Origin of the sequence: Lujinxingia vulgaris (genome assembly GCF_007997005.1) — a bacterium.
GTDB lineage: Bacteria > Myxococcota_A > Bradymonadia > Bradymonadales > Bradymonadaceae > Lujinxingia.
The window spans coordinates 18,004-40,982 of the sequence record NZ_VOSL01000053.1 but is presented as its reverse complement, the minus strand read 5'-3'; the positions used below and the strand labels follow the sequence as shown (position 1 = coordinate 40,982).

At 63.3% G+C, this 22,979-nt stretch carries 10 protein-coding genes and 1 CRISPR repeat array (1 of these 11 running past the window's edge); of the genes, 1 reads left to right on the top strand and 9 read right to left on the bottom strand.

The window, feature by feature from the left end:
- Positions 1–4,515: a CRISPR direct-repeat array (repeat unit 36 nt; unit sequence GCTTCAACGGGGCCGCCTCCCGAAGGAGGCGGAAGG); it reaches 5,152 nt to the left of the window's first position.
- Between the two features lie 1,584 nt (positions 4,516–6,099).
- The gene (locus FRC96_RS12195) at positions 6,100–7,011 is read left to right on the top strand and encodes a hypothetical protein (protein WP_146974763.1); all 912 of its coding nucleotides are present in this window, start codon (positions 6,100–6,102) and stop codon (positions 7,009–7,011) included.
- Positions 7,012–7,075: 64 nt separating this feature from the next.
- On the opposite strand, the gene cas2 is transcribed toward FRC96_RS12195, so the two are convergent.
- The 9 genes from cas2 to FRC96_RS12150 all read right to left on the bottom strand — a co-directional run bounded on the left by cas2 (position 7,076) and on the right by FRC96_RS12150 (position 22,919).
- Positions 7,076–7,378, bottom strand: coding sequence for a CRISPR-associated endonuclease Cas2 (gene cas2, locus FRC96_RS12190; protein WP_146974762.1), 303 nt, complete (start codon positions 7,376–7,378; stop codon positions 7,076–7,078).
- 48 nt (positions 7,379–7,426) lie between these two features.
- The gene (gene cas4g/cas1g / locus FRC96_RS12185; protein ID WP_146974761.1) at positions 7,427–9,121 is read right to left on the bottom strand and encodes a CRISPR-associated endonuclease Cas4g/Cas1g; all 1,695 of its coding nucleotides are present in this window, start codon (positions 9,119–9,121) and stop codon (positions 7,427–7,429) included.
- A gap of 137 nt (positions 9,122–9,258) precedes the next feature.
- The gene (gene csb2 / locus FRC96_RS12180; protein ID WP_230470187.1) at positions 9,259–10,902 is read right to left on the bottom strand and encodes a type I-G CRISPR-associated protein Csb2; all 1,644 of its coding nucleotides are present in this window, start codon (positions 10,900–10,902) and stop codon (positions 9,259–9,261) included.
- An 8-nt stretch (positions 10,903–10,910) separates the two neighbouring features.
- Complete coding sequence (gene cas7g, locus FRC96_RS12175) at positions 10,911–11,858, bottom strand: type I-G CRISPR-associated RAMP protein Csb1/Cas7g (protein ID WP_146974759.1); 948 nt, start codon at positions 11,856–11,858, stop codon at positions 10,911–10,913.
- Positions 11,859–11,931: 73 nt separating this feature from the next.
- Positions 11,932–14,091, bottom strand: coding sequence for a type I-G CRISPR-associated protein Cas8g1/Csx17 (gene cas8g1, locus FRC96_RS12170; RefSeq protein ID WP_146974758.1), 2,160 nt, complete (start codon positions 14,089–14,091; stop codon positions 11,932–11,934).
- The gene (gene cas3g / locus FRC96_RS12165; RefSeq protein ID WP_146974757.1) at positions 14,088–16,484 is read right to left on the bottom strand and encodes a type I-G CRISPR-associated helicase/endonuclease Cas3g; all 2,397 of its coding nucleotides are present in this window, start codon (positions 16,482–16,484) and stop codon (positions 14,088–14,090) included. The genes cas8g1 and cas3g overlap by 4 nt, the downstream gene beginning before the upstream one ends.
- A gap of 226 nt (positions 16,485–16,710) precedes the next feature.
- Positions 16,711–18,330: a serine hydrolase domain-containing protein gene (locus FRC96_RS12160; protein WP_146974756.1), complete on the bottom strand. Its 1,620-nt coding sequence runs from the start codon at positions 18,328–18,330 to the stop codon at positions 16,711–16,713.
- 130 nt (positions 18,331–18,460) lie between these two features.
- Positions 18,461–20,746: a hypothetical protein gene (locus FRC96_RS22140; RefSeq protein WP_230470186.1), complete on the bottom strand. Its 2,286-nt coding sequence runs from the start codon at positions 20,744–20,746 to the stop codon at positions 18,461–18,463.
- Positions 20,747–21,137: 391 nt separating this feature from the next.
- Positions 21,138–22,919: a DNRLRE domain-containing protein gene (locus tag FRC96_RS12150; protein ID WP_146974755.1), complete on the bottom strand. Its 1,782-nt coding sequence runs from the start codon at positions 22,917–22,919 to the stop codon at positions 21,138–21,140.
- Positions 22,920–22,979: the final 60 nt, after the last annotated feature.

Sequence of the window (22,979 nt, the reverse complement as noted above, 5' to 3'; positions counted from 1 at the left end):
GAGCACTAGACCAAGCAGTGAAGAGTATGGCGTAATCAGGCTTCAACGGGGCCGCCTCCCGAAGGAGGCGGAAGGCAGGAAATGCAAAAGATGGTCACCGAAGTTGCAGAGCTTGCTTCAACGGGGCCGCCTCCCGAAGGAGGCGGAAGGGGAAACGACGGCGACGAGCTCCGACCACTGCTGCGAGGGCTTCAACGGGGCCGCCTCCCGAAGGAGGCGGAAGGGGCTTCTCAATTGAGCCCCTAGAAGAAGAGTGATCGCGCTTCAACGGGGCCGCCTCCCGAAGGAGGCGGAAGGGCGCCGACAAGATTCGCGAGCGCATCGCCCAGAGTGCGGAGCTTCAACGGGGCCGCCTCCCGAAGGAGGCGGAAGGACAGCGCAATCTTCGCCCCATCGGCGGCCATTCCCTGGCTTCAACGGGGCCGCCTCCCGAAGGAGGCGGAAGGCATATAGTTAACAACGGAAACGGCATAAGCACATCTTTGCTTCAACGGGGCCGCCTCCCGAAGGAGGCGGAAGGGCCGTCCAGTCTGCTGATGGTGGCGATTTCCGTGCTGCTTCAACGGGGCCGCCTCCCGAAGGAGGCGGAAGGAGACCCACACACTGTGTGGGTCAACACCATCGAGCAGCTTCAACGGGGCCGCCTCCCGAAGGAGGCGGAAGGTCGGCCTTGAACTCCTCGAAGTCGCCTCGGAGCTCGGGCTTCAACGGGGCCGCCTCCCGAAGGAGGCGGAAGGGTATTTTACGCCATCACTCAAGCTTGAGTTGGTCGCTGCTTCAACGGGGCCGCCTCCCGAAGGAGGCGGAAGGTGCCCGCCTCAATGTCGCCCTGACGCCCGGCCTCGCTCAGCTTCAACGGGGCCGCCTCCCGAAGGAGGCGGAAGGCGGGCAGGCTGCGCAGAACCTTGTCGCTCGGGTCTTGGCTTCAACGGGGCCGCCTCCCGAAGGAGGCGGAAGGATAAAAAATTTGTAGGAAGCTGCCCAGGTTGCAAAAAGCTTCAACGGGGCCGCCTCCCGAAGGAGGCGGAAGGCGTGTTTACGCCGGGCTCCGCCTCGCGGAGTCGGCCGGGCTTCAACGGGGCCGCCTCCCGAAGGAGGCGGAAGGCAGACATAGGACGCCTGCGATGGTGAGGGCGAGGGTCAGCTTCAACGGGGCCGCCTCCCGAAGGAGGCGGAAGGGCGGGCCTCCTCGGCGTTCTTCTCGGGGCCATCCTGCCAGGCTTCAACGGGGCCGCCTCCCGAAGGAGGCGGAAGGCCGAGCGCGTCGACGGGTGCTTTCAGGCGCTCAGTGAGCTTCAACGGGGCCGCCTCCCGAAGGAGGCGGAAGGCACGTCCGACCACGCGCCGGCGGTGTGGTCGTGCCCGCTTCAACGGGGCCGCCTCCCGAAGGAGGCGGAAGGAGGTCGCGGGGCGTCTCGGCAATATCCCCGGTGTGCACGAGGCTTCAACGGGGCCGCCTCCCGAAGGAGGCGGAAGGACTACGATGATGGCCTTTGATGAGTGACCTGACAGATAGCTTCAACGGGGCCGCCTCCCGAAGGAGGCGGAAGGGCCACATCGGCATAAGCCTGGATGGTCGCGCGCCCCTGCTTCAACGGGGCCGCCTCCCGAAGGAGGCGGAAGGAGCCTCAAGGCGATCCGCGAGATGCTGGAGGCCAACAAGCTTCAACGGGGCCGCCTCCCGAAGGAGGCGGAAGGCTCAGGCACCCAGCCCTCGCGGACGTTCGCCAGCTGCTGCTTCAACGGGGCCGCCTCCCGAAGGAGGCGGAAGGCTCGTTCATGCACCGTGCGAGCCCTCATGGAACGTGGCGCTTGCTTCAACGGGGCCGCCTCCCGAAGGAGGCGGAAGGTGGCTCGGGTCGCGCTCGCCGGTGCTCTACGCGTGGAGGCTTCAACGGGGCCGCCTCCCGAAGGAGGCGGAAGGGCGACGATCGGGATGAAGTGACGCGGATCTCCGAACTCCTCGCTTCAACGGGGCCGCCTCCCGAAGGAGGCGGAAGGCAGAAGCGTACATCGGAGAGAGCCTGGTCCTCACGCGCTTCAACGGGGCCGCCTCCCGAAGGAGGCGGAAGGCGGTGTTGCTGCGGGCGACCATCGCCCCAACAAGAGCAACCTGCTTCAACGGGGCCGCCTCCCGAAGGAGGCGGAAGGTAGAGAAAATCAATCACAAATTCTTCTCTCACGAAAGCCCGTTGCTTCAACGGGGCCGCCTCCCGAAGGAGGCGGAAGGCACCGCAGGATGCGTCCACAAGGAGATCGGCACCATCGGCTTCAACGGGGCCGCCTCCCGAAGGAGGCGGAAGGATGATCAACATATAGGGTTATCGGGATAACTCCAGGCTTCAACGGGGCCGCCTCCCGAAGGAGGCGGAAGGAGCCATACCCCACCAACCCCGGCGACGATCGGGATGCTTCAACGGGGCCGCCTCCCGAAGGAGGCGGAAGGGACTCGATACAGTCCGGGCGCGGCTTTCGCGGACGTGCTTCAACGGGGCCGCCTCCCGAAGGAGGCGGAAGGCATTCGCGACCCCTGGGCGCAGGCGATCGTGTACGGCCAGCTTCAACGGGGCCGCCTCCCGAAGGAGGCGGAAGGTCGAAAACGATTCCGCAGAGATGCTAGCGAAATTGTCAGGGCTTCAACGGGGCCGCCTCCCGAAGGAGGCGGAAGGAGGGCTACCGGCGAGGGCGCTCAGTTCGGGCAGGATCTCCGCTTCAACGGGGCCGCCTCCCGAAGGAGGCGGAAGGCAGGCGGGTGTCGGCCATAAAAGCCCGCTCCCAATCGCTTCAACGGGGCCGCCTCCCGAAGGAGGCGGAAGGCGGTTGACCGTCGTTCTGGCCAGACCGGAGCGCTCAGGCTTCAACGGGGCCGCCTCCCGAAGGAGGCGGAAGGGTGGCGAGATGGGAGCAGGAGGATAAGCTGCCGCGTAAGCTTCAACGGGGCCGCCTCCCGAAGGAGGCGGAAGGGCCAGAAACTGCGCCTCTTCTGCTCCCGATGCGAACAGCTTCAACGGGGCCGCCTCCCGAAGGAGGCGGAAGGGGGACTTGGTGTATAAGAGTGGTCGGAAATCACACAAGCTTCAACGGGGCCGCCTCCCGAAGGAGGCGGAAGGTCCACTCCGAGGCCCGCGTGTCGGTGATGGCGTTTACGCTTCAACGGGGCCGCCTCCCGAAGGAGGCGGAAGGGGCGTGCGAAAGGGTCGAGCTGGGTGCGGTTGCACTGCTGCTTCAACGGGGCCGCCTCCCGAAGGAGGCGGAAGGGCCGGTCCCGCTCCCCCGCCGTGCGGAGGATGGCTGTGCTTCAACGGGGCCGCCTCCCGAAGGAGGCGGAAGGATCGTGGTTCCAGGGGTAGGGGGTAAAGCGTTAAGGGGTGCTTCAACGGGGCCGCCTCCCGAAGGAGGCGGAAGGAATGATACCCGATCCCATGAACTCAGCTTGCCACCCGCGCTTCAACGGGGCCGCCTCCCGAAGGAGGCGGAAGGTCAGCCACGGCAAGCAGGTCTATGGCGACATGGCTGAGGCTTCAACGGGGCCGCCTCCCGAAGGAGGCGGAAGGGCCGAACGCGTCTACGCCCGCGCGCTCGGTCTGCGCGTGGCTTCAACGGGGCCGCCTCCCGAAGGAGGCGGAAGGCGCAAAAACTTCTACCTCGAAAGCGCGCGATCGGGTGCTTCAACGGGGCCGCCTCCCGAAGGAGGCGGAAGGCCCATCACCACTGTGATCTTGGAAGCCTCGGGGTCGCTTCAACGGGGCCGCCTCCCGAAGGAGGCGGAAGGAGCCAAAAGCCCCAGCGCCTCGGCGGCCTGGTTGGCCGAGCTTCAACGGGGCCGCCTCCCGAAGGAGGCGGAAGGGATGCGCGCAATCGAATTCCTCTAAAATATCTAAATCCTCTGCTTCAACGGGGCCGCCTCCCGAAGGAGGCGGAAGGCTGAAAAAACCTGACCACCGCCGGCGAGAGCCGGGAAGCGCTTCAACGGGGCCGCCTCCCGAAGGAGGCGGAAGGGACAAAGACGCGCTGGAGATCGTGGTGATGCCCGTCGACGCTTCAACGGGGCCGCCTCCCGAAGGAGGCGGAAGGCTGGTAGAAATGGGTCTAATTGGGGGTGATGCTAATATGCTTCAACGGGGCCGCCTCCCGAAGGAGGCGGAAGGCATCTTCAAAGGGAAGGTTGGTGATCGAGCAAGAATCGCTTCAACGGGGCCGCCTCCCGAAGGAGGCGGAAGGCGAGAATGGGCCATCGGGTGGCTCAATCTCATTCTCTAGCTTCAACGGGGCCGCCTCCCGAAGGAGGCGGAAGGCACGTCGTTCGGCGTCACGGGAGCGGTCACCAGCGTGCGCTTCAACGGGGCCGCCTCCCGAAGGAGGCGGAAGGTTTAAACAGCTCGAGGACAACACTTTCTTGGAGTGAGCTTCAACGGGGCCGCCTCCCGAAGGAGGCGGAAGGGTCGGCACAGGGCACCCCGGCCTGCTTCGAGCGGACGAGCTTCAACGGGGCCGCCTCCCGAAGGAGGCGGAAGGGGCGTCTGTCCGATCACCGCGCCAGCACTGGACGAGACAGATGCGTTTGCGAGCATCGCTCAAATCCAGGGGGTTCGTGCTATGGGAAGGGAGTGTTTCCATGCCTTTCAGTGTATCAAAAGACGTCTAAAAAACAAGCACTTACCCCCGAAAAACGAGCATCACCGGGGATCTTCTCACCACATCGACGCTCGCAACAGTATGGGGTTACTTACGCCCTCTTGCATAAGCACGATCTGGCACTGAAGTCATGCCAGAGCAGGTCGCCACGGTCCAGACCGAATCACCTCGCGGCACGATCGGCGGGAGCGATGTCGTCGTACTATTCCGGCGCGGCGATGTCTGCGGGTAGGTTGGCAAAGACTGATCTCACCAAACCGTCAGGATCTATGGATATGTCGACGTCGACGCACCCGAGAGAGTCAGTATCATTGGCAACGCTTCGGGCCAAATAACGTTCGCGGCTGCACAAAGTAGGCTCGGTCTTCTTCAAACACCTCACAGAGGTCCTTCTCGATACCCCGGACTAATACTTCGACCTCACAGAGGTCCACACACATACCCCGCCCCTTCTTCAAACACCTCCCAGAGGTCCCTGGCGATGACCCGGACTACTTTTGACACCTCACAGAGGTCCTCACACATACCCCGCGCCTTCTTTTAACACCTCACAGAGGTCCTTCTCGATGCTCCAGACTAATTTTGACACCTCTCAGAGGTCCTCACACATACCCGACGCCTTCTTCAAACACCTCCCAGAGGTCCTTTTCAATACGCTGGACTACTTTTGAGACCTCACGGAGATCCACACACATACCTCGCCACTTCTTCTAACACCTCTCAGAGGTCCTTCTCGATGACCCGGACTACTTTTGACACCTCTCAGAGGTCCTCACACGTACCCCGCGCCTTCTTTTAACACCTCACAGAGGTCCTTCTTGATGCCCCGGACTACTTTTGACACCTCCCGGAGGTCCACACACATACCCCGCTCCTTCTTCAAACACCTCCCAGAGGTCACGGATGATACCCTCGGACGAAACGTACGACCTGCCGAGGTCTCTCAAGGTGGCCCGGGCCACGTTCAGCCACCTTAGAGAGTTGTCTGAGGGTATCGTGCATAGGGTGGTTCTCCTCCCGCACATGCATCGCACGCATTCAGGCACCTTTTATCCTCCTCCAACCACTCAACGCTCAGAGCCGAATGGGAAAGATGACGCCTGAGGCGGTCATCTCAGCTGGCAGCTCTCATCGCGTTGACCGTGGATCGGAGTTCTGGCACGTTTTAATCATTCGGTTCTTAGAGTGCTGCGAAAGCAGGGTGGTGCCCCCACTATACCTGGGGGGATGTCGCCGTTATACACGCGTTGTCGGTCGGATCTTTTGGATGTGATGGAGATCCTCATCTGGCGTGAACCCAACGCGTAGCCTCATGTCGTATCGGGGGACCGAGAGCAGTCGCTTCGCACAGACGAAAGCGTCGGGTGGTCCGGTGTTTTCTGTGTGCGAAGTTACCCAAACTCTCGTCTTGCCATCACAGGTTCGCGTGGAGCCTGGTAAGACACGACACCTGAGGAGATTTTTATGTCGCTTGCCAACCTGAACAGCCCGTCGATGATCGCCGTGTTTGAGGATCTCTTGAACAGCCCGGAGAAACGCAAAATCTTCGAGAGCGATCCGATGGTGGCGCCTTTTATCGCCCCGATCGAAGCCGCCAACCGCGACCTGATCTTTCTGACCCGTCAGGAGGGAGAGTGCGCCCGTGAGCTCAAGGAGATTGGCGATGAGCTCAAAGAGTGCAGCGAGCGTCACAACGCGATCTGCCGCGCGCTGGACGCGGGGTTCACCTTCGCGGCGCATCTCTGCCAGACGCCTCGTGAACAACGCCCCATTGAGACCGCTCGCGCCGTGGTGCTTCCCGATGGTCTCAGCGTGATCAACAGCGCCTACCGCGATCAGGCGGGCCACGCGCTGCGCGTCGAAGATCGTCTTGACGCCCCGCTGCGCGACACGTTGGGCCGGGTACTCTTCGATGGCGAAGATCTCAACGCGCTGGTCGACGAATACGTGGCGATCGGGCAGCGCATGAACGTGTTGACCGCACGTCGTGCCGAGCTCCAGGGCGAAGATGATACCACCCGGATCAGCGCCAGCGATCTTCGTCAGGCGCGTTTCCAATGGATCAAAGTCACCACCTCGTTGGTCAACGTCGTGGAGCTCTCCAGCCTGAGTGAGAACGATAAGCGCCGGCTGCTGGCCAACCTGAACCATGCGCAGGCTCAGGCGCAGCCCCGTAAAACGCGCACGAGCTCGGAAGAGACCACCGAGCCCGACGTCGGTGATAAACATCTGGAAGGAGGCCCGAAGGCGGACGTCAAACTTCTTGATCCGACTCAAGGCGACGAGCCGGCCCCGGTGCCTGCGCCACTCACCGACGAAAAACCAGCGGTCGAGCCAGCCCGGCCCGGCACCCACGATCTGCGTGATATGAACTGATACGCCCACGCACGCGATTTATATGGAAGAGCCGGCTCCTCACCAGGAGCCGGCTCTTTTGGTTTTAGAGCACAATCGCTTTGCGTTGTTTGGGTCCAAAAGGCACGCCCAGATAATCGATCGCCCGCTGGGCCCGGCTGGCCTCCGCTCCCAGATCGAAAAAGAGCACCTGGTCGTCGTCATGATGAATCAGGGCGTCGAGCTCCGTCTTCACCGTCGCCAGGCTCGTCGGTCCCAGCGCGCAGGCAAAGACCGAATACTGCACGTGCTGGCCCCATTGCTTGAGATACTCAAAGACCTTGCGCAGCCTTTTATCGTCCGTGATGTCGTAGGTGATGATGAAGAGACGTACTTTTGTCGAGGTCATGGCTTCTCCTCTCTCGTTGCACACACGGTGCGTCACCAAACATGGAACTCAACGCGTGCGAAAATTCGGCATCGCTGCAATCTCTCCGGTGAGCACCCGTGCGAGCAGCCTGGCCTGAACGGCGATGATGCGTCGGTAGGAGATCGCGTAGCCGAAAAGAGGGTGAATCACGCTCTCGGCCATCCGCCGCTCATAGGCGGCGATCAGCGCTTTGCGTGCACCGGTCTTCATCGCCACGGCCTGCCCACTGCGCACGAAGTTCTCAGGGCTCACCTCACCGCGGCGCACCATCAGATACACCGCCGAATCCACGATCAGCCGCCGAAAAGGCTCCATCAGATCCAGCGCCATCGAAGGACGACCGTGGTGCGCGGTGTGATAAACGCCCAGATAAGCATCCAGCCCGGCGGCCTCCACGGCCAGCTGCGCATCTTTCACGAGCAACGCATAGCCAAAAGAAAGCATCGCATTCACAGGATCGCGCGGAGGTCTGCGATTACGCCCCTGCATCGCCCAGGCCTCATCGGCACCCTGCATTAAGGCGTCGAAGTGGGCCCAGTACTGACGCGCGCCCTCCCCTTCATAACCCAGCAACTGCTCGACACTCTCGGCCTTCTCCGCCTTCTTGCGAATGCGCGTGAGCTTGCGCAGCGCGCGTTTCGACTCCGGCCCTTCGGGCAGATGGCGCCTCAAAAAGACCCGGGCGTTGTAGAGTTTATCGGCGATCAACGCCCGGGCGATGCTGAGCGCCACCTCGGAGTCCGCATGCTTGAACTGCGCGATGCGCACCCTCACGTTGCGGCTCGTCGCGCTCTGCGTGCGTCCGTAATAAAAGCCGCCATACGAGAAGAAACTCACGGGCACATCCCTGCGAAGGAGCGCCTGCATCGCCTGGGTGGTGATCTGCACACCTCCCATCAGGTTGAGCTGACTCATCGCGCCAAGCCCCACCTCCGCAGGTTTCATCTCCGAGCCCCGACGCGGCGTGATTTTCAACATATTTTGTTTAAGACCGACCCTCGTCCCACCCTCGGTGACGTATACGGGCACCGCGTCATGGTCCGGTACCAACACGCGACGGATCTCTCCCTCCTCATGTTCGCCGCCACCAGTAAGCGCGTTGACCTCATCGGGCAGACACACCCCGTTGAGCGAGCACCCGCGGCATTGGGGGGCATCCACCAGGGGCGCCGGAGGCTTATCGAGCGAACGCGTATGACGCGCAGACATCGCGTGCCCCAGCGCCCAGGTCTCCATCTCTGGCGTTAACGCTTCGACCACCCGCTGGCGGCTTCCGTGGTACCAGGCCGCGATCGACGCCACCTGATAGCCCTGCGCCTTGAGCAAGAGCGCCTGCAAGGTGAGCTGAGCGCGATCGGCTTCCCAAAGCGCACCGTCCCGGGTGGGCTTACCCTTCTTGGTATCGACCGGCATCACCCGGCCCTCCTCGACAAGATCCACCAGATCGAGCTTGCCGGTGAGCCCCAACGTATCGTCGCTGAGCCAGAGCGAGCGGGTGTGCCACGGGTCATCACCCTTATTCTTCGAAGCCTCATCCGAAGCCTGGGGTGCGGGCATGGACCCTCCGGGTTGATCAACCCGGCGATGCACATGGCTGCCCTCCAGAGTGTGGGCATTATCCACGAACTCTCCGGCCACGTACTCCAGCCAGAAAAGTCGCGGGCAAAAGACATGAGCGTTAACCGCCCGGAGCTGCAAAGGATCGTCGAAGGAACTTCTCATCGCATACCTCTCCTGTCTGACGCCGAACCCGGGCCCCCGCCCCGATTGCTATTGTGTACGTAGTGAATCAGACCGGTTGTCACGTGTCTGTTCCCTACGTACGCACTGTCAAAGACCATCCCCCCACATCGTTGAACTTAGCCGGTCACCTCCACCGGGCTGAATAGCCCCAGCCCGAAGTGGGCGCCGTAACCCACTGCGATCGGACCGCGCACCGGCTCGGCAAACTCGATCGCAAAGCCAGCGCCGTGGTTCGGACCACGCTTACCGCCGCCACGCGAGCGTCGGGTCGCGAACTCCAGCCAGCGCACCTTACGCCCGGCGATGTTCAGCGCGTCCAGTGGCGCAATGCTCTTAACCTCGGGAAAGCCCTGGAGCTTGAGCAGGCGCAGCAAGTCATGCGCATCACCGCCGATCGTTAGCCCGCGCGCATCCACCTTCGGCTCACCGGATTTGCGGCGTTTGGGATGGCGCGTGCCCACAAAAGGCGTAAGCGAACGCCAGACCTTTGACTCCCCATAGATAGGAGCCTGACCGGCGCGGGCGTTGAATCCACCAAAGTCCTCCGGCGTACCCACGCCCAGCAAGATCAGCTGCAGATCGTGGCCATCCTTGCCCCAGAGGCGCTGTACGCTGTCCAGCACCCGGCGTTGGGCCTGCTCATTGAAGCCAGCAGGCGCCCAGACATTGAGGTGCGTAATACGGTCGGTGACCGGGTCGTTGGCTTCCGCGAACACAAAGGCGTGTTGATGCCCCTTAAGCGGTCGCCCCAGCGCATCGACACCGGTGAGCGTGATGTTGTCGTCGGTGCGGCTGGCCAGCGCCTTATGCAGTTTTTCGCACTGATAAAGCGCGGTGGTCAGGCGAGGCGGCACCTGGCTGACCACGGCGTAACGCGCCACCGTCGGCGCACCCATCACTTTTGGCGCTGGCACCTTCGGCGGCAGCCAGCTCTTGATGGGTGGTCGCACGATATCCACCCAACGCGAGCCCGGGGGCTGACTCCAGCCCGCCTTCTGCAACACATCGGTCTCGGCGCTGAGCACACCGACCACCGAGGTAGGGAGCGCGTCCTCAATATTCTGACGTTTCTTTTTGGAGAGCTTGACCTTCTCGGGGTCTTTGCCCTTCGCGATGGCTTTTTGACGATCCTCGTCAAGCTGACGTTGAAGCATCGCCTCGCGGTAGCCCTCGCGCCAGTAGCTGAGCTCGTCAGGAGTGAGCGGCATCAGCTGACGCGACGACTCGCTGCCCACCGACGCTTCAAACGCGCCGGCAGGCCCGGCGTTAGGCGCGAAGTTTTCGGGCAACGTGGAGAGACGCTCAATGTTTACCCAGGACTCCGCACGACCGAGATAGGCGATGCGAGGCAGCAACGTATCGAGCGCGTCCAGCGCGCCTGGCGAGAGATCAACATCGGGCCAATGGGCGATCACGATCGCGTCGCGGTCAACAACGAGAAAGTTGTCAAAGACCTTGGTCGTAGAGTTCTCATAAGGCCGCTTTTCGTCGATACGCATGTAATGACGCGTATGCGCCTGCACCACCTCCGGCAGCTGCCAGAGGGGGGCTGTATGGCTCAAGGCATCCACAAGCTCGCCGAGCTCCTTTTCAGAGACCTCGTCGCGGGCGCTGAAGTGCCGCACGCTGATCAGCGCGCGCAACAGACGCCAGGGCGATGGCGGCCACTCCACCACCCCCTCATTGACCTGACGGTCCCAGGGGGTGGCGTGCACATGCCCTGCAGTGTAGCGCAACGCCAGTGTAAGTTGGCTGGTCATGGGCATTCTCACTTCTTGAAGTGAACGACAGTAACGGGCTCGTCGGCAAAGAGATCGGAGGCGGCCTCGATCAGCTTCGGCATCGCCTCTTCCAGCTGAGCGATCTCCGGCAGGTTGTAGCCTTCGGGCCGCGTCACACGCAGAGTTTGGACGTCAAAGTCGCAGGCGGTACGAAGACGAAGCCCCTCACGCAAGAAACGCTGGATCTTGTAGAGCGCCAGTCCAATCAGGAGCTCCTCACCAGCCTGGCCAAGCCCGTAACCACGGATCTGCGCCAGATCGAGGTTGAAGTAGGCCGTGACCTCCCCAGTGTAGTCTTCGCGGTGGTAAGGGACGTTACCAAACCCTTCTTTAGCTTTGCCGTAAGGGGTGGTTTTTTCATCTCCCTTGGTGCCAGGTTGCACCCGGTCGACCTTCACGCCACCGTAGGCCGCCACGCCAACGTTGCGCGCTTCAATGAACCCGCTGACGACACGAGGGAGCCGAACCGTACCGCCGACCTTCTCAAGGAAAATACCATGCAACAAACTGTTGAAGTCGTACTTCGCCAGCACCGCAATCAGTCGGCGCCGATCGAAAGGATGTTGGCCGTTAAAGCCAATCTCATCTTTGATGGTTTTAAAACCGTCGCTTTTGACGATGTAGGGCGAATTTAGACGATGTGCCTCCAGAATCGAATTGGTTTCGACGCCGTCCTTAATGACAGACTTGACGTAGGGCAGCCCTTTGAGGGGCTCAACCAGATCATTGGCCCCTTCATCCCAGGCAGTGGTCTCCAGGCGGTTAGCCACGCTCTGGGCCGACTCCACCAGAAGCATCTGGGTGCCGTCGGGGGCCTGGTAGGTAGCAGCGCCCAGATCCGGGAAGCCGGTTGGCTGGAAGCGATGGCCCTGAATGGGCTTGAGGTCGGCTTCGATCAAAAGACGGGGGGAGTTGGCGAGCTGGTCGAAGAACATGGTGTGCTCCTTTTTGTTGGTGTGAGGTGAATCAACAGGGGTTAAAAGGTCGTGATTTGAAAGACTGAACAATTCAGGTGCTTTCTTCAGGGCGCAGCAGCGCGCGGGCCAGGCGATCAATGTCGCGAGACGCCAGCGGGAAGAGCAGCGCCGCGCTGGCCCGCTGAAGTTGCGCTGAGCTGGCGTGCACCACGTCGACGCCCGGCGCCAGGCCGCTGGCGCGAAGGCGACGGCTGGCCGTGGCCAGCGCAAAGGAGGAGCCGGCCAGCGCACGATGGATGATGGCGCTGTTGATAGGCACCTTCGTCTCGCGCACCTCCCAGCCCGCAAAGCAGAGTTTTAAGAGACCGTAGATGGCGTCCGGCCCCCAGGCGTCATGCTCAGATGCAGGAAGGGTCGGGATGCCGCTCATCAGGCTCAGCGCGATCACCAGCTCCCCGAATTTTTGTTCGTCGATGCGCCCCTCGATGAAGGCGGTGACGTCTTCGAGACGTGCGCTGCGTTCCCCGAGGTCCGGCCAGTGGGTGCAGCCGGTCTGGCTGGCGAGGATGAGGCGACGTTTCAAGATGGCCTGCATGCTCTCCAGGGGACGGGCGACATTCCAGACCACATCGCGCGAGGGATTCTCGGCCCAGCGCCAGCCTGTTTTGAGCGGTGTCACCGGCTCCAGATGCTCACGCAGGCGAAGTTGCCGGGATGAGGCCGAGCCGGGCTTACCAAAGCGGCCTTTCAGGCTGACTAGCGCCGCAGCCAGGCGAAACTCAGCGCTCTGATCGTAGGCATCGAGCACCCACCGTGGGTCATCGAGGATTAGCGGACGAAGTGCATTCTTTGGGTCCTTGCTCCAGGCATAACTGCCAGCCAACGCGCGCTGCGCGTTGCCCAGCGCGAGAAGAAGCCCGAGTAAGGGTGCGCCGCCCTGAGCAGTGTTCTGCTGTGTCAGCGCGAAGATCGCCTGCTCCAGACGACGCGCGGCCGAGACCACTCGTGCAGGCGCCGTCTTTGCGCCAGCCTTGTAGAAGAAGTGATCGAGCCAGTAGTCGATCGCGTTTAGCAGGTCGACGCGAGTGTTACGAGCAACGGGCACACGACCCAGGGGGATAGCAAAAAAGGCCTGGCCGTTACGTTCGTGAAAAGCGGTCCGCTCGAACGCGACGATACCGCGATCCACACCTAGAGACGCGACCGCTCGGGCAAAATCGACACCACTCTTGGCTGCGCGTTTATTCACCGTCGCGCGTCCTTCTGAAAAGAGTGACCTGAGTTCGGCATAGGAAGCCGGTTCGGACCACAGAGGTAACCAGACCTCGCCGCGAGACTTTGTCAGATCGCCTAAACTCGAGCTTCCATATCCCACGGAAGAGGCGCGCACGGTAAAGGGTGCGCTCATCGCGCCACCGCCTACGTTTTCCAGCCGGCGAGACGAGGCTGACGCAAAGAGCAACGCGCCCTCCATCATGAGAACGAAATCCCACGGGTTGATGACGGCCTTGCCGTCAAATCCCGCAGCGCTGTTTGCGCCCCCTGCCGACCCGGGCAAAAACTGGCCGATGGCATTTTTTGTCAGGACATCAATCGTTTGATCAAAAAACGCCCCGATCAGAGCTGATTCAGCGGTAGGGGTTGGCAACCCCGAATCCGGGTTCAGCACCTCGTTGAGCTGTTGCATGTAGTTGCTCGTCAGGTCGAGCTTTCCTTCGTTGCCCCCTGTCCCGAGGATCGGTGGATAATTAGGCCCATCATCCAAAAGCACGATGGCAGCATCGAACCATTCAAGGGCGTCATCATCCAGATGTGCGCGACACGCCTGAAGCAAAGGAGCCTTTCGGTCATCACTTTGAGCGAAGGCTGCACCGTCGCCTGTGATGCCGAGTCGATCCCGTTGTTCCATGCCAACATGAATGGCATTCCGTAGCTTTGCATGACGAGGAGACTGTCCTTGCACGATGGACTGCAACGTCTCATGGGCCGTGCGTTGGCCATCTGGATTAAACCCGCCGCCATTATTCCACGGCGCGATTATTGGTGATGGTTGATAGTCATTGAGGAAAAACGCGACGAGCTCGGGTTTTGACAGGCGGCTGACCAGATGAAACTGGTCGTCTTTCCAATACCCGCGGGCGCCGGGGTCGGCCTGTTCGGCCACCAGCCGAAGAATGGCCAGAGCTTTGAGGTAGTGGGCCAGCGGGGAAGGTTTGCAGCCGGTCAGGGCGATGGTGGTGGTGGGGTTCATCGGGCCTCCTGATCGTGGTCAGCGAGTGCGCTGGCGCGGTGGTCGGCCAGGCGAAGCAGGGATTCGAGGAGTGCGAGGCGGAAGGGTCCGAGCTCGGGGGCGTCGCGCAAATCCAGGCAACGCTCCAGCCAGGAGTTGGGGCCCAGGCGCATGGGGCTCAAGTCGAGGGTGGTGGCCTCAAGCGTGCTGCCGTCGGCGAAAGTGATGGCGGGGAGCGCGTCGCCCTGGTGGACGCCACGAGCGAAGAGGCGCCCGTCTTCGGGCGGAACTTCGGCGGGCAGAGAGCGGATGCTCAGGCGGACTTTGCCGTGGTGGGCAGCGATCAGGTACGCCACGGCGTTGGTGTCGCGGCCGGGAGGGGCACCGGCCAGATACGCCAGGGCCGAGGCCAGCTCGTGGCGGAAGTAGGGTCGAGAGGCTTTGCCCCGGCGATGGTCGGACTTGGCCCAGAGGGTATTGGGGTTAGCCGGGGGCTCGTCGCTGCCCTTCCGGGGCGTTAAAAGCATCTGCTGGAACACCGGGTGGGCTTTACCCACGTCGTGCCAGCGTGCGGCTTCCTTCAGCCAACCTTGCCACTGTTCGGGGAGTTGGAGGGTGTCGGCCAGGTCTTTGGTCGCATCGACCACATCAGCGCTGTGTTGGGCCAGGGTAAGCCAGCCGCCAACGTAGGTGCGGGGATCTTCGGCGATGTCTTCCAGAGAACTCGCGGCGGCGTTGAGACTGAAATCGGGCACCGGTTCAAACTTGCGTTTGGGAGGCCCGACAAAACCCAGCTCGGGGGTGTAGCCACCACTGGCGGCGTCGACGAGCACGACATCGCCAGAGCGCGGCGGATTGTTTTTGTTGAGCTTTCGCCAGCACCCGTCGACGGTATCGAAACCCCAGACGCTGGTCTTTTTGTTGGCAGCGAAGTCGCGGGCCTGGCCTAACGAGACGCGACAGAGCTCATCGGCGTTTGGCGCCTGAAGGTCATCCGCGGGGCGCTCGTCAGCAATCTCGCGCCAGAAGAACGACACGTCGGTGTCGTCGCCGTCGCGGATGTAGCGAGAAACATCGAGATCGTTGCCGCTTAGGTCGGCGGTGGTGTCGAAGAGCTCGAGCAGATCGCGGCGGCGCAGGATGGGGTAGATGGTCTGCGCGGGTTGCCAGTCGATGGCGCTCACACTTGCAGGCCCCACATCGTCGAGGTCACGAAGGATAGCGCGGGCTTCGTTAAGCTCCTCGAAGGTGTAAGGGAGGAGCACGTCGCCATCTTTCTCGTTCTGGGCCTCAAGGTCGATCCAGAAGACGCGGGCGTCGGCGAACTCCCCGTAGCGGTTGCAGCGACCGACGCGCTGCACAAAGGAGGGCCAGGGGGCAAGCTCGGTAAAGAGGGTGCGCGCGGAGATGTCGACGCCGGCCTCAATGACCTGGGTGGCGACGATGATACGGCCGCCTTCTTGATGCAGTGCCTCGGCATGCCGACGGCGATCGGCGCCCCGGAAACGGGAGTGCAAGAGGGTGACGGGCACCTCACCGGCGATTTTCTGAAGCTCCTCAAAAAGCTGCTGAGCGCGATTGACGCGGTTGACGACCACAAGAGTGAGCGAGTCGTCGATATGCTCGTCGATGATGGATGCCGCCAGGGCGTCAAGGTCTTTGCCCTTTTTGGCGGCGTCGCGGTCGAGGGTGACCGATGCCTTATGAAGGGCCTTGGTCGCGCCGGTGCGCATGAGCACGGCGTCATGCTCGTGATCGAGCGCGCCCAGCTGGTGGGTGCGCCAGCCCTCGTCGGGAGCGGGGTGGTCGACGGTGTTGAGCAGGTCATCGCTGAGCGTGGCGCTCATCCACACCGAATGTGAGGGGTAGGCCGTGCCCAGAGCCTTTCGGAAGGCGTCAAGTTGAGCGCTGGTGGGCACGCTCACGCCCATGAGCTGGGTCTCGTCGAAGATCCAGAGGGCGTCGTTATGCAGCCAGGCAAAGTGCATCGGCCAGGCGTAGCGGCTCATGCCGTAGCCGCGCATCAGCGCACGGGAGATGAGCATGTCCTGGGTGCCGATGATCACCGCATCACGTTCGGGGTGGGTGGCCCAGTCGAGCTCCTGCGCCCCGCCCATAAGCATGTTGACGGTGGGCGGCGTCTCAAACGAAGACGCCGCGGCCTCCACCCAGCTCTTGAAGTTTGCGTGGGTTTGCTCGACCAGCGAACGCATCGGCAAACACCACACCAACCTCCGAGGGGTGCGTGGGTCGCCGATGCTTCGGCGGTAAAGCCACGCAAGCCCCACCGCGGCGGTCTTGCCCAGGCCGGTAGGAATGTCGATCAGATCAGGCCATGCCCCCTCACCCAATGCCTGCTGGTAAGGGTATGGCGCATGCCCTGTTACGTGCTCAAAGAACGCTCGATAGCCCATCTCTCCCTCCACGTCGTACCGCTCGGTTGTCAGTGCGGACGAGTAAAAGGGAGATCGGGCAGAAAATCAAAGGTGTATTTTTATGTTAAACGATCAATGAAACTCGCAACCCCCCCCTCAAAGCCACCGTTAAATGTTTGTATTTAAAGAGAGATCGGGCACGACGATCGCGAAACACGGGCAAAACTATTTTTTTTGCGCTTTTGGCCCGACCAACGTTCCCCCCCTACCCCACCATCCACACCACCAACCCCACCGCCACCACCCCGTTGAGCACCGTCACCGCCCTCCCCTTCCAGCCTTCCCGACCAAACCAGGGCGCGCGCACTACCGCGGGCACCACCCGCACGCCCAGCCCCACTGTGAGCACCAGGGCTGCCCACCAGATCGCCTTCGGCAACACCTGCCAGGCGCCGAGCTGGTGGGTGAGGATGAACAAAAAGGTGGCCTCCAGCGCGGCGCTGATGGCGTCGAGGCGGCCGGCCGGGTGCTGGCGGTTGAGGGAGGCGGTGAGGCGTTTGAGGAACGACGCCTCGGGGGGCGTTTCGTCTGCCTCGGCGTCCTCGGGGGTAAGGGTGAGGCGGCGATGGAGGCGTAGTAGGGCCAGGGGGGCCAGCCAGGGGAAGAGCAGCCCGACCATGATGAAGAAGATCGAGGGGTCAAGGGGGGGCGGCTCGGGCGAGGGCTCGCTCAGAAGATCGACGGCGAAGCCGGTGCCGTGGGAGGTGTCGGTGAGCAGCACCACGGCGCGGCCGCTCTCGGGGGCCAGAGCGATGAAAGCAAAATAGCCGCCTGTGCGGCCGTTATGCCAGATGAGGGTCTCTGACGAGGCGTCGGGGTCGTCGGCTTTGAGGGTTTGGAAAAACCAGCCCAGACCGATCTCGGGGTCGCCCTCCTCGTCGAGGTGGTGGGGCTCAAGGGTGAGCGCCAGCGGGGGGAAGTCTGCGGCCAGGGCGTTGCGGGCCAGGGCAATAAGATCGGGCAGCGTGGTGCGCAGGCCGCCGGCGGGGTTGTAGGCGTCGAGGTGCCAGGGGCCGGCAGGGGTGTGGTTGGTGCGGTGGCCGGGCACGGTGTGGGGGTGCGCGGCTTCAAAGTCGCTCTCGGTGAGGCCCAAGGGCTCAAGCACGCGGGCCTGGAGGCGCTCCTCATACGACGCGTCGGGGCTGAGCGTGGGGTCGAGGGGGCTCAGGTCAACCTCCTCGAGGAGGCGGCCGAGGAGCGCGACGCCGAAGTTCGAGTAGTTCACGGAGCCGCGCTCGTGGAGGTCCTCGGCTTCCAGGGTGCAGATGGCCTCGAAGAGCTCGTCGCGGGTGGAGCCCGCATAGGGGTCCGAGGGCTGCAGAATCCCGCGCAACAGGCCGCGGCCCGGGGCCAGCCGGGGCAGCCCGGAGGTGTGGGTGGCGAGTTGCTTTAATGTGATGCTGCCGACCTCGGGAGCCAGCTCGCAGCGATGCGCTCCGAGCGCGGCGATGGAGGTGTCCAGGGTGACCTTCTCGGCCAGCACGGCGTCGGCCAGCAGGATGGAGCTAAAGACTTTGGTGATGGAGCCGGCCTCAAAGCGTGCGTCGTAGGTGCTCTGGTCGATGCCCACGCGGGCCTGTTCTTCGGAGCCGTCGGCGTTGAGCCGCCAGGCCACCGCGCCGCGGGTGTGGCCCTTGTCGACGTAGGCTTCGATGGCGAGTTGCAGGTCGTTGGCGTTTGAGGCGGTGTCGGGGCTTTGCGCGCTGGCGATAATCGGGGCGCTCAGGAGGCCCAGCGCGATCGTCGCCAGGAGGAGCAGGAGCTGTCGAGCGTGTTGGACGATCGGGCAGAAGACCATGATGACGACCTCGTCGAGCTGAACCACCAATCAAGGCGCATGGGGAGCGCCGGGGGGTGCTGGAGGTTGTAGCGCACTCTGGCGCGCATGAAAAAACCCCGCTTGCCAGCCTGGCGAGCGGGGTCTTTTGAGCGGGGCAGAACACGCGAGGGTTGCGTTACTCGTAGATCACGGTGAGGCGAGGACGCAGCGCGGTGTTAAGGGCCTCGCTTCCGTGGAAGATGGTGTCGCCCTGGAGGGCGCTGACGCGCAGGTCCACGGTCTGACCGGCCTCATAGCGCTCCAGGACGTGGGCAAAGAGCGCATCGCTCTCCAGCTCGACCACCTCCCGGGAGCCCTCCGCCAGCGTGGCGTTGGCCAGGGCGACGCCGGTGGCCGCCGGGCGGGTGATGTAGGTGACGACGCCGGGCTCCCAGGGCTCGGTGAGCGCGTCGAGCATCAGGGTGCTCTCGTCCCACACGCTTCGGGGGTGCAGCGTCAGGCGGACATCGACCACTCGCGAGCCAGGGGGCAGCGCGCCGACGTCAAAGCGCAGGTAGAACTCGTCGCCGGCCAGCGAATTGGCAGAGAGTTCCACCGACTCCTCAAAGACCCTGTCGGAGAAAAGCCCGCTCACCATGGCACTCTCTTGAGCGGCGTTGACCTGCTCCCAACATGCCTGGACCTGCAGCTCCAGGCGCGGATGGTAGGCTTCTTCGGGATGCTCGCTGGAGAAGAACAACGCATTGGAAACCATGTCGGGGGTCATCACCAGGTTCAGCGCTCCCTGCGCGATGGCCTGGTGCGATGCGTCGGCGAGTTCTTGATTTGAGAATGTCCTCTCCAGAATCTCTCCGTCGGTGAAGTTGCCCACCGGTATGCTGCCGAGATCTTCAAAGGTCATATTTTGCACATCCTGCCAGATGAGTGAGCCCATATCATGCACCGGTGAGGGAACACGTATGTTAATCGACCCGGTGTTGCCGACGTTGCCGAAGATGTAGAAGTAGAACTCTGCGTTACGGATGAAGGCGCGCGGCGAAAGCTCGCTCAGGTCAAATTGCAGAAAGCTTATATGGCGGGAGCTCAAAAGGTAGGGATAGGGTTCAAAGTAGAAAAACCTGTTTGAGCCGGTCGGGTTGATCGCCAGGAACTCAAGGTCAAAGGTCTCGTCCGGACGGTTGATTCTGAGAAAGACATCGTGAGTAAGCGGTGCCTGATAGTCGATCTCACACGAGGCGATGGCCAGGCGGCAGAGGGGCAGCTGACCGGAGCGAGGAACGCACGCATAGAGTGCGGGATCGCCGCAGCCCCCGTTATCGTCGGCGCAGAGATCCACATCGGCACACTCGCCCACCCCGACCCCGGTGTGGGTGCAGGTGAAAAAAGCCGGGTCGCCGCAGCCCCCGTTATCGTCAAGGCAAGGGTTGATCGTGGTGCACTGCGCGACGAGGTGGCCGCCCTCGGCGTCTTCGATGGCGTCGCATTGCACGAGGGCCGGGTCACCGCAGCCCCCGTTGTCGTCGAGGCAGGGGTCGATCGCGCTGCACTCGGCGACGAGGTGGCCGCCCTCGGCGTCCTCGATGGCGTCGCATTGGAAGTACTCCGGCACACCGCAGCCGCCGTTGTCGGTGAGGCAGGGATCGATCGCGCTGCACTCGGCGATGAGACCGCCGCTCTCCGCGTGCTCGATGGCGTCGCATTGGAAGTACTCCGGCACACCGCAGCCCCCGTTATCGTCGAGGCAGGGGTCGATCACGCTGCATTCCGCCAGCAGACCACCGCTCTCCGCATCTTCCAGCGCGTCGCATTGGAAAAACTCGGCGTCGCCGCAGCCCCCGTTGTCGGTGAGGCAGGGGTCGATCGTGGTGCATTCCGCCTCTCCCACATCGAGGTGGGTGCAGGCGAAGAACGCCGCGTCGCCGCAGCCGCCGTTATCATCAAGGCAGGGGTTGATCGTCGTGCACTGCGCAGCGAGTTCGTCGCTTTCGCCGTCCTCGATGGCGTCGCATTGCACGAGCTCCGGGTCGCCGCAGCCCCCGTTGTCGGTGAGGCAGGGGTTCGTCTCGACGATGGTGCAGTCGAGGCCGTCGCCCTCAAAGCCGGGGTTGCAGACGCAGGAGGGGCCGCCGGTGGCCTCCAGGTCGCAGGTGGCGTCGGCGTGGCAGCCGGGCTCGCAGGTGGCGGGGGCGCAGCCCGGTCCAAAGCCCTCCTCATCGCAGTAGTCGTCGGGCAGGCACAGGCCCTCGGTGCAGACGAGGTCGCCCTGGCAGGAGTCGTCGCAGGTGGCGGCGCAGGCCTGCGCGTCGGCCAGGCAGAGGCCCGAGTCGCAGTCCTCATCAAGGGTGCAGCCTGTGGGCTCCTGGTGATCGTCGGGGTGGCGAGCGTCATCGTCGGCGCTGCAGGCAGCAATAAGGCCGACGAGACAGAACATAAGGCCAACACGGCCCATCCATGAAAGCATCAAGGGACTCCTGAAGTCGTGCGCGACGAGCTGACATAAAAATCGCGGCCACTGCGTTGCGCAGCGGCCATCAACGTCACCATCCGTTCGCGACGCCGTAAACTAAATCAAGATTGTAAAAGGGAAAGATAAAGGCTCACGCCTTCGAGGTAGGCCACTACATGCCTTAACCCGGCCCGCCAGGGCAAGCCGCCTTTTGCCTGTATGTTGTTTTGTGAAACGCGTCGGCCTGCACGACCCTCGCGGCGACCCGGGCGAGGCGTCCTCTGCGCGTTGGCGTCGAAGCGTGCGGACGTAAAAAAGCCCGCTCGCCAATGGGGCGAACGGGCCGGGTCGATCAGGACGATGGAGTGACGTCGCCGGGCGTAAAGCGCCCGGCAACCTCATCGAATTATTCGTAAATTACCGTCAGACGCGGACGCCAGGCGCTCTCGGGGTGGTTGCGGCCGGCGAAGGTTGCGGCGTCGCCGGAGGCGGTGACGCGCAGGCTGATGGACTGCTCGGCTTCAAAGCGCTCCACCACGGTCTCGAAGAGCGCGGAGGTGTCCAGCGTGACGCGCTGGGCCGGGTCACGATCGGTGGAGGTGTCGAGCGTGAAGGTGGCGAGCTCTTCGCCCGCGGCGTCGGGGCGGCTGTCGTAGGTGACGGAGGCTTCGCCCCAGACCTCGGTGGTGAGGTAGTCGAGGGTGAAGGTGGCGTCGCCGCCAAAGTTGGTGGCGTCGATGGCCACAAGGTCAAGCTGAGCGCCGACGATCTCCGCATCCACCGGGATCTGCGACATATCAAAACGCACGTAGAACTCGGAGCGGTCGCGGTCGGCCACAAGGCCATCGCCTTCGCCCAGAGCTTCGCCGGGCTCGCGGCCGCTGACGGTGGCGTTGGCGTCAGGCAGGAGCACCGGCTGGTTGCACTCGCGCACCGTCAGGGTGAGCCGGGGGTGCTTGTCGCGCTCTTCGTGCTCGCTGGAGTAATAGAGGGTGGTGTAGTCGGGGGCGGTGAGCTTGAGCGAGACCCTTCCCTCCTCACGGAGTTCTTGAATCTTTTGGGCCAACTCGGCGCTCTCAGCGGAGACCGCGCGATCGACGGCCTCTCCACCGTACCAGAGGAACCAGTAGCCCAGGCGCTCGGCCAGGGTCTCCGGGGCGTTCTCCCAGCGGAGCTCGGCGGCGCGCCAGTCGTTGCTCACCAGGTTGACGAACGTGTTGCGCGTGCCGCCCCAGGCCATTCCGTCAAAGCCCACCATGTCGAGGCGAGCGCCGACGACGGGGAAGCCTTCGGGGAGATCGCGGATGTCGAAGCTCAGGTAGCTCTCATGGCGATCGCGAGCTCTGTACTCGTACACCTGCTCGTAGCTGCGAGCTTTTTCTGGCGGGTTGACCACCAGAAAAGGTTTCTCATCGAAGGCGGTGGAGGGGTCGGAGAGGCTGGTGAAGGTGTCTTCGAGCAGCGGAGCGGTGTGCTCGACGTCGCAGGAGGCGACGAACTTGCACAGGGGTGCCTGGCCGCTCAGGGGGATGCACTCGTAACGGGCCGGGTCGCCGCAGCCCCCGTTGTCGGTGGCGCAGAGGTCGATCTCGGAGCATTCGCCCACACCGACCTCGGTGTTGGTGCAGGCAAAGAACTCCGGGTCGCCGCAGCCGCCGTTGTCCTCAAGGCAGGGGTTGATGGTGGTGCACTCGGCGACGAGCTCTCCGCTCTCTTCATCGTCGACGGCGTCGCATTGCACGGTGCCCGGGTCGCCGCAGCCGCCGTTGTCCTCGAGGCAGGGGTTTGTCTCGATGATGGTGCAGCTCAAACCGTCGCCCTCAAAGCCATCGTTGCAGGCGCAGGCGGGGCCGCCGGCCGCTTCCAGGTCGCAGGTGGCGTCGGCGTGGCAGCCCGGCTCGCAGGTGGTCGGGGCGCAGCCCGGCCCCACACCCTCGTCGCAATAGTCGGCGGGCAGGCAGTGGCCCTCGGTACAGACGAGGTCGTCGCCCTGGCAGGTGTCTTCGCAGGTCGCAGCGCAGACCGCGTCGCCTGTGAGGCAGAGCCCCGAGGCGCAGACCGTGTCGGAGGTGCAGGCGTCACCGGCCGCAGCGAGCTGGCTTTCAGGGGCGGCGTCGTCGAGGTTGCAGGCGGAGAGCGCGAGCAGGCAGAGCGAGGCAAGCCCGAGGCGGCGCAGAGAGGTGAACATAGGAGAAGCTCCAGGGGTCGACCGTGCTCTCACAGGCTCTTTTGCAGGGAGCCAGAGGGC

Excerpts from the sequence above, each read along its gene's own strand:
- FRC96_RS12150 (WP_146974755.1), bottom strand. The coding sequence starts at position 22,919 with ATGTTCACCTCTCTGCGCCGCCTCGGGCTTGCCTCGCTCTGCCTGCTC.
- cas2 (WP_146974762.1), bottom strand. The coding sequence starts at position 7,378 with ATGACCTCGACAAAAGTACGTCTCTTCATCATCACCTACGACATCACG.
- cas8g1 (WP_146974758.1), bottom strand. The coding sequence starts at position 14,091 with ATGAACCCCACCACCACCATCGCCCTGACCGGCTGCAAACCTTCCCCG.
- cas7g (WP_146974759.1), bottom strand. The coding sequence starts at position 11,858 with ATGTTCTTCGACCAGCTCGCCAACTCCCCCCGTCTTTTGATCGAAGCC.
- FRC96_RS22140 (WP_230470186.1), bottom strand. The coding sequence starts at position 20,746 with ATGCTTTCATGGATGGGCCGTGTTGGCCTTATGTTCTGTCTCGTCGGC.
- cas4g/cas1g (WP_146974761.1), bottom strand. The coding sequence starts at position 9,121 with ATGAGAAGTTCCTTCGACGATCCTTTGCAGCTCCGGGCGGTTAACGCT.
- cas3g (WP_146974757.1), bottom strand. The coding sequence starts at position 16,484 with ATGGGCTATCGAGCGTTCTTTGAGCACGTAACAGGGCATGCGCCATAC.
- csb2 (WP_230470187.1), bottom strand. The coding sequence starts at position 10,902 with ATGACCAGCCAACTTACACTGGCGTTGCGCTACACTGCAGGGCATGTG.
- FRC96_RS12195 (WP_146974763.1), top strand. The coding sequence starts at position 6,100 with ATGTCGCTTGCCAACCTGAACAGCCCGTCGATGATCGCCGTGTTTGAG.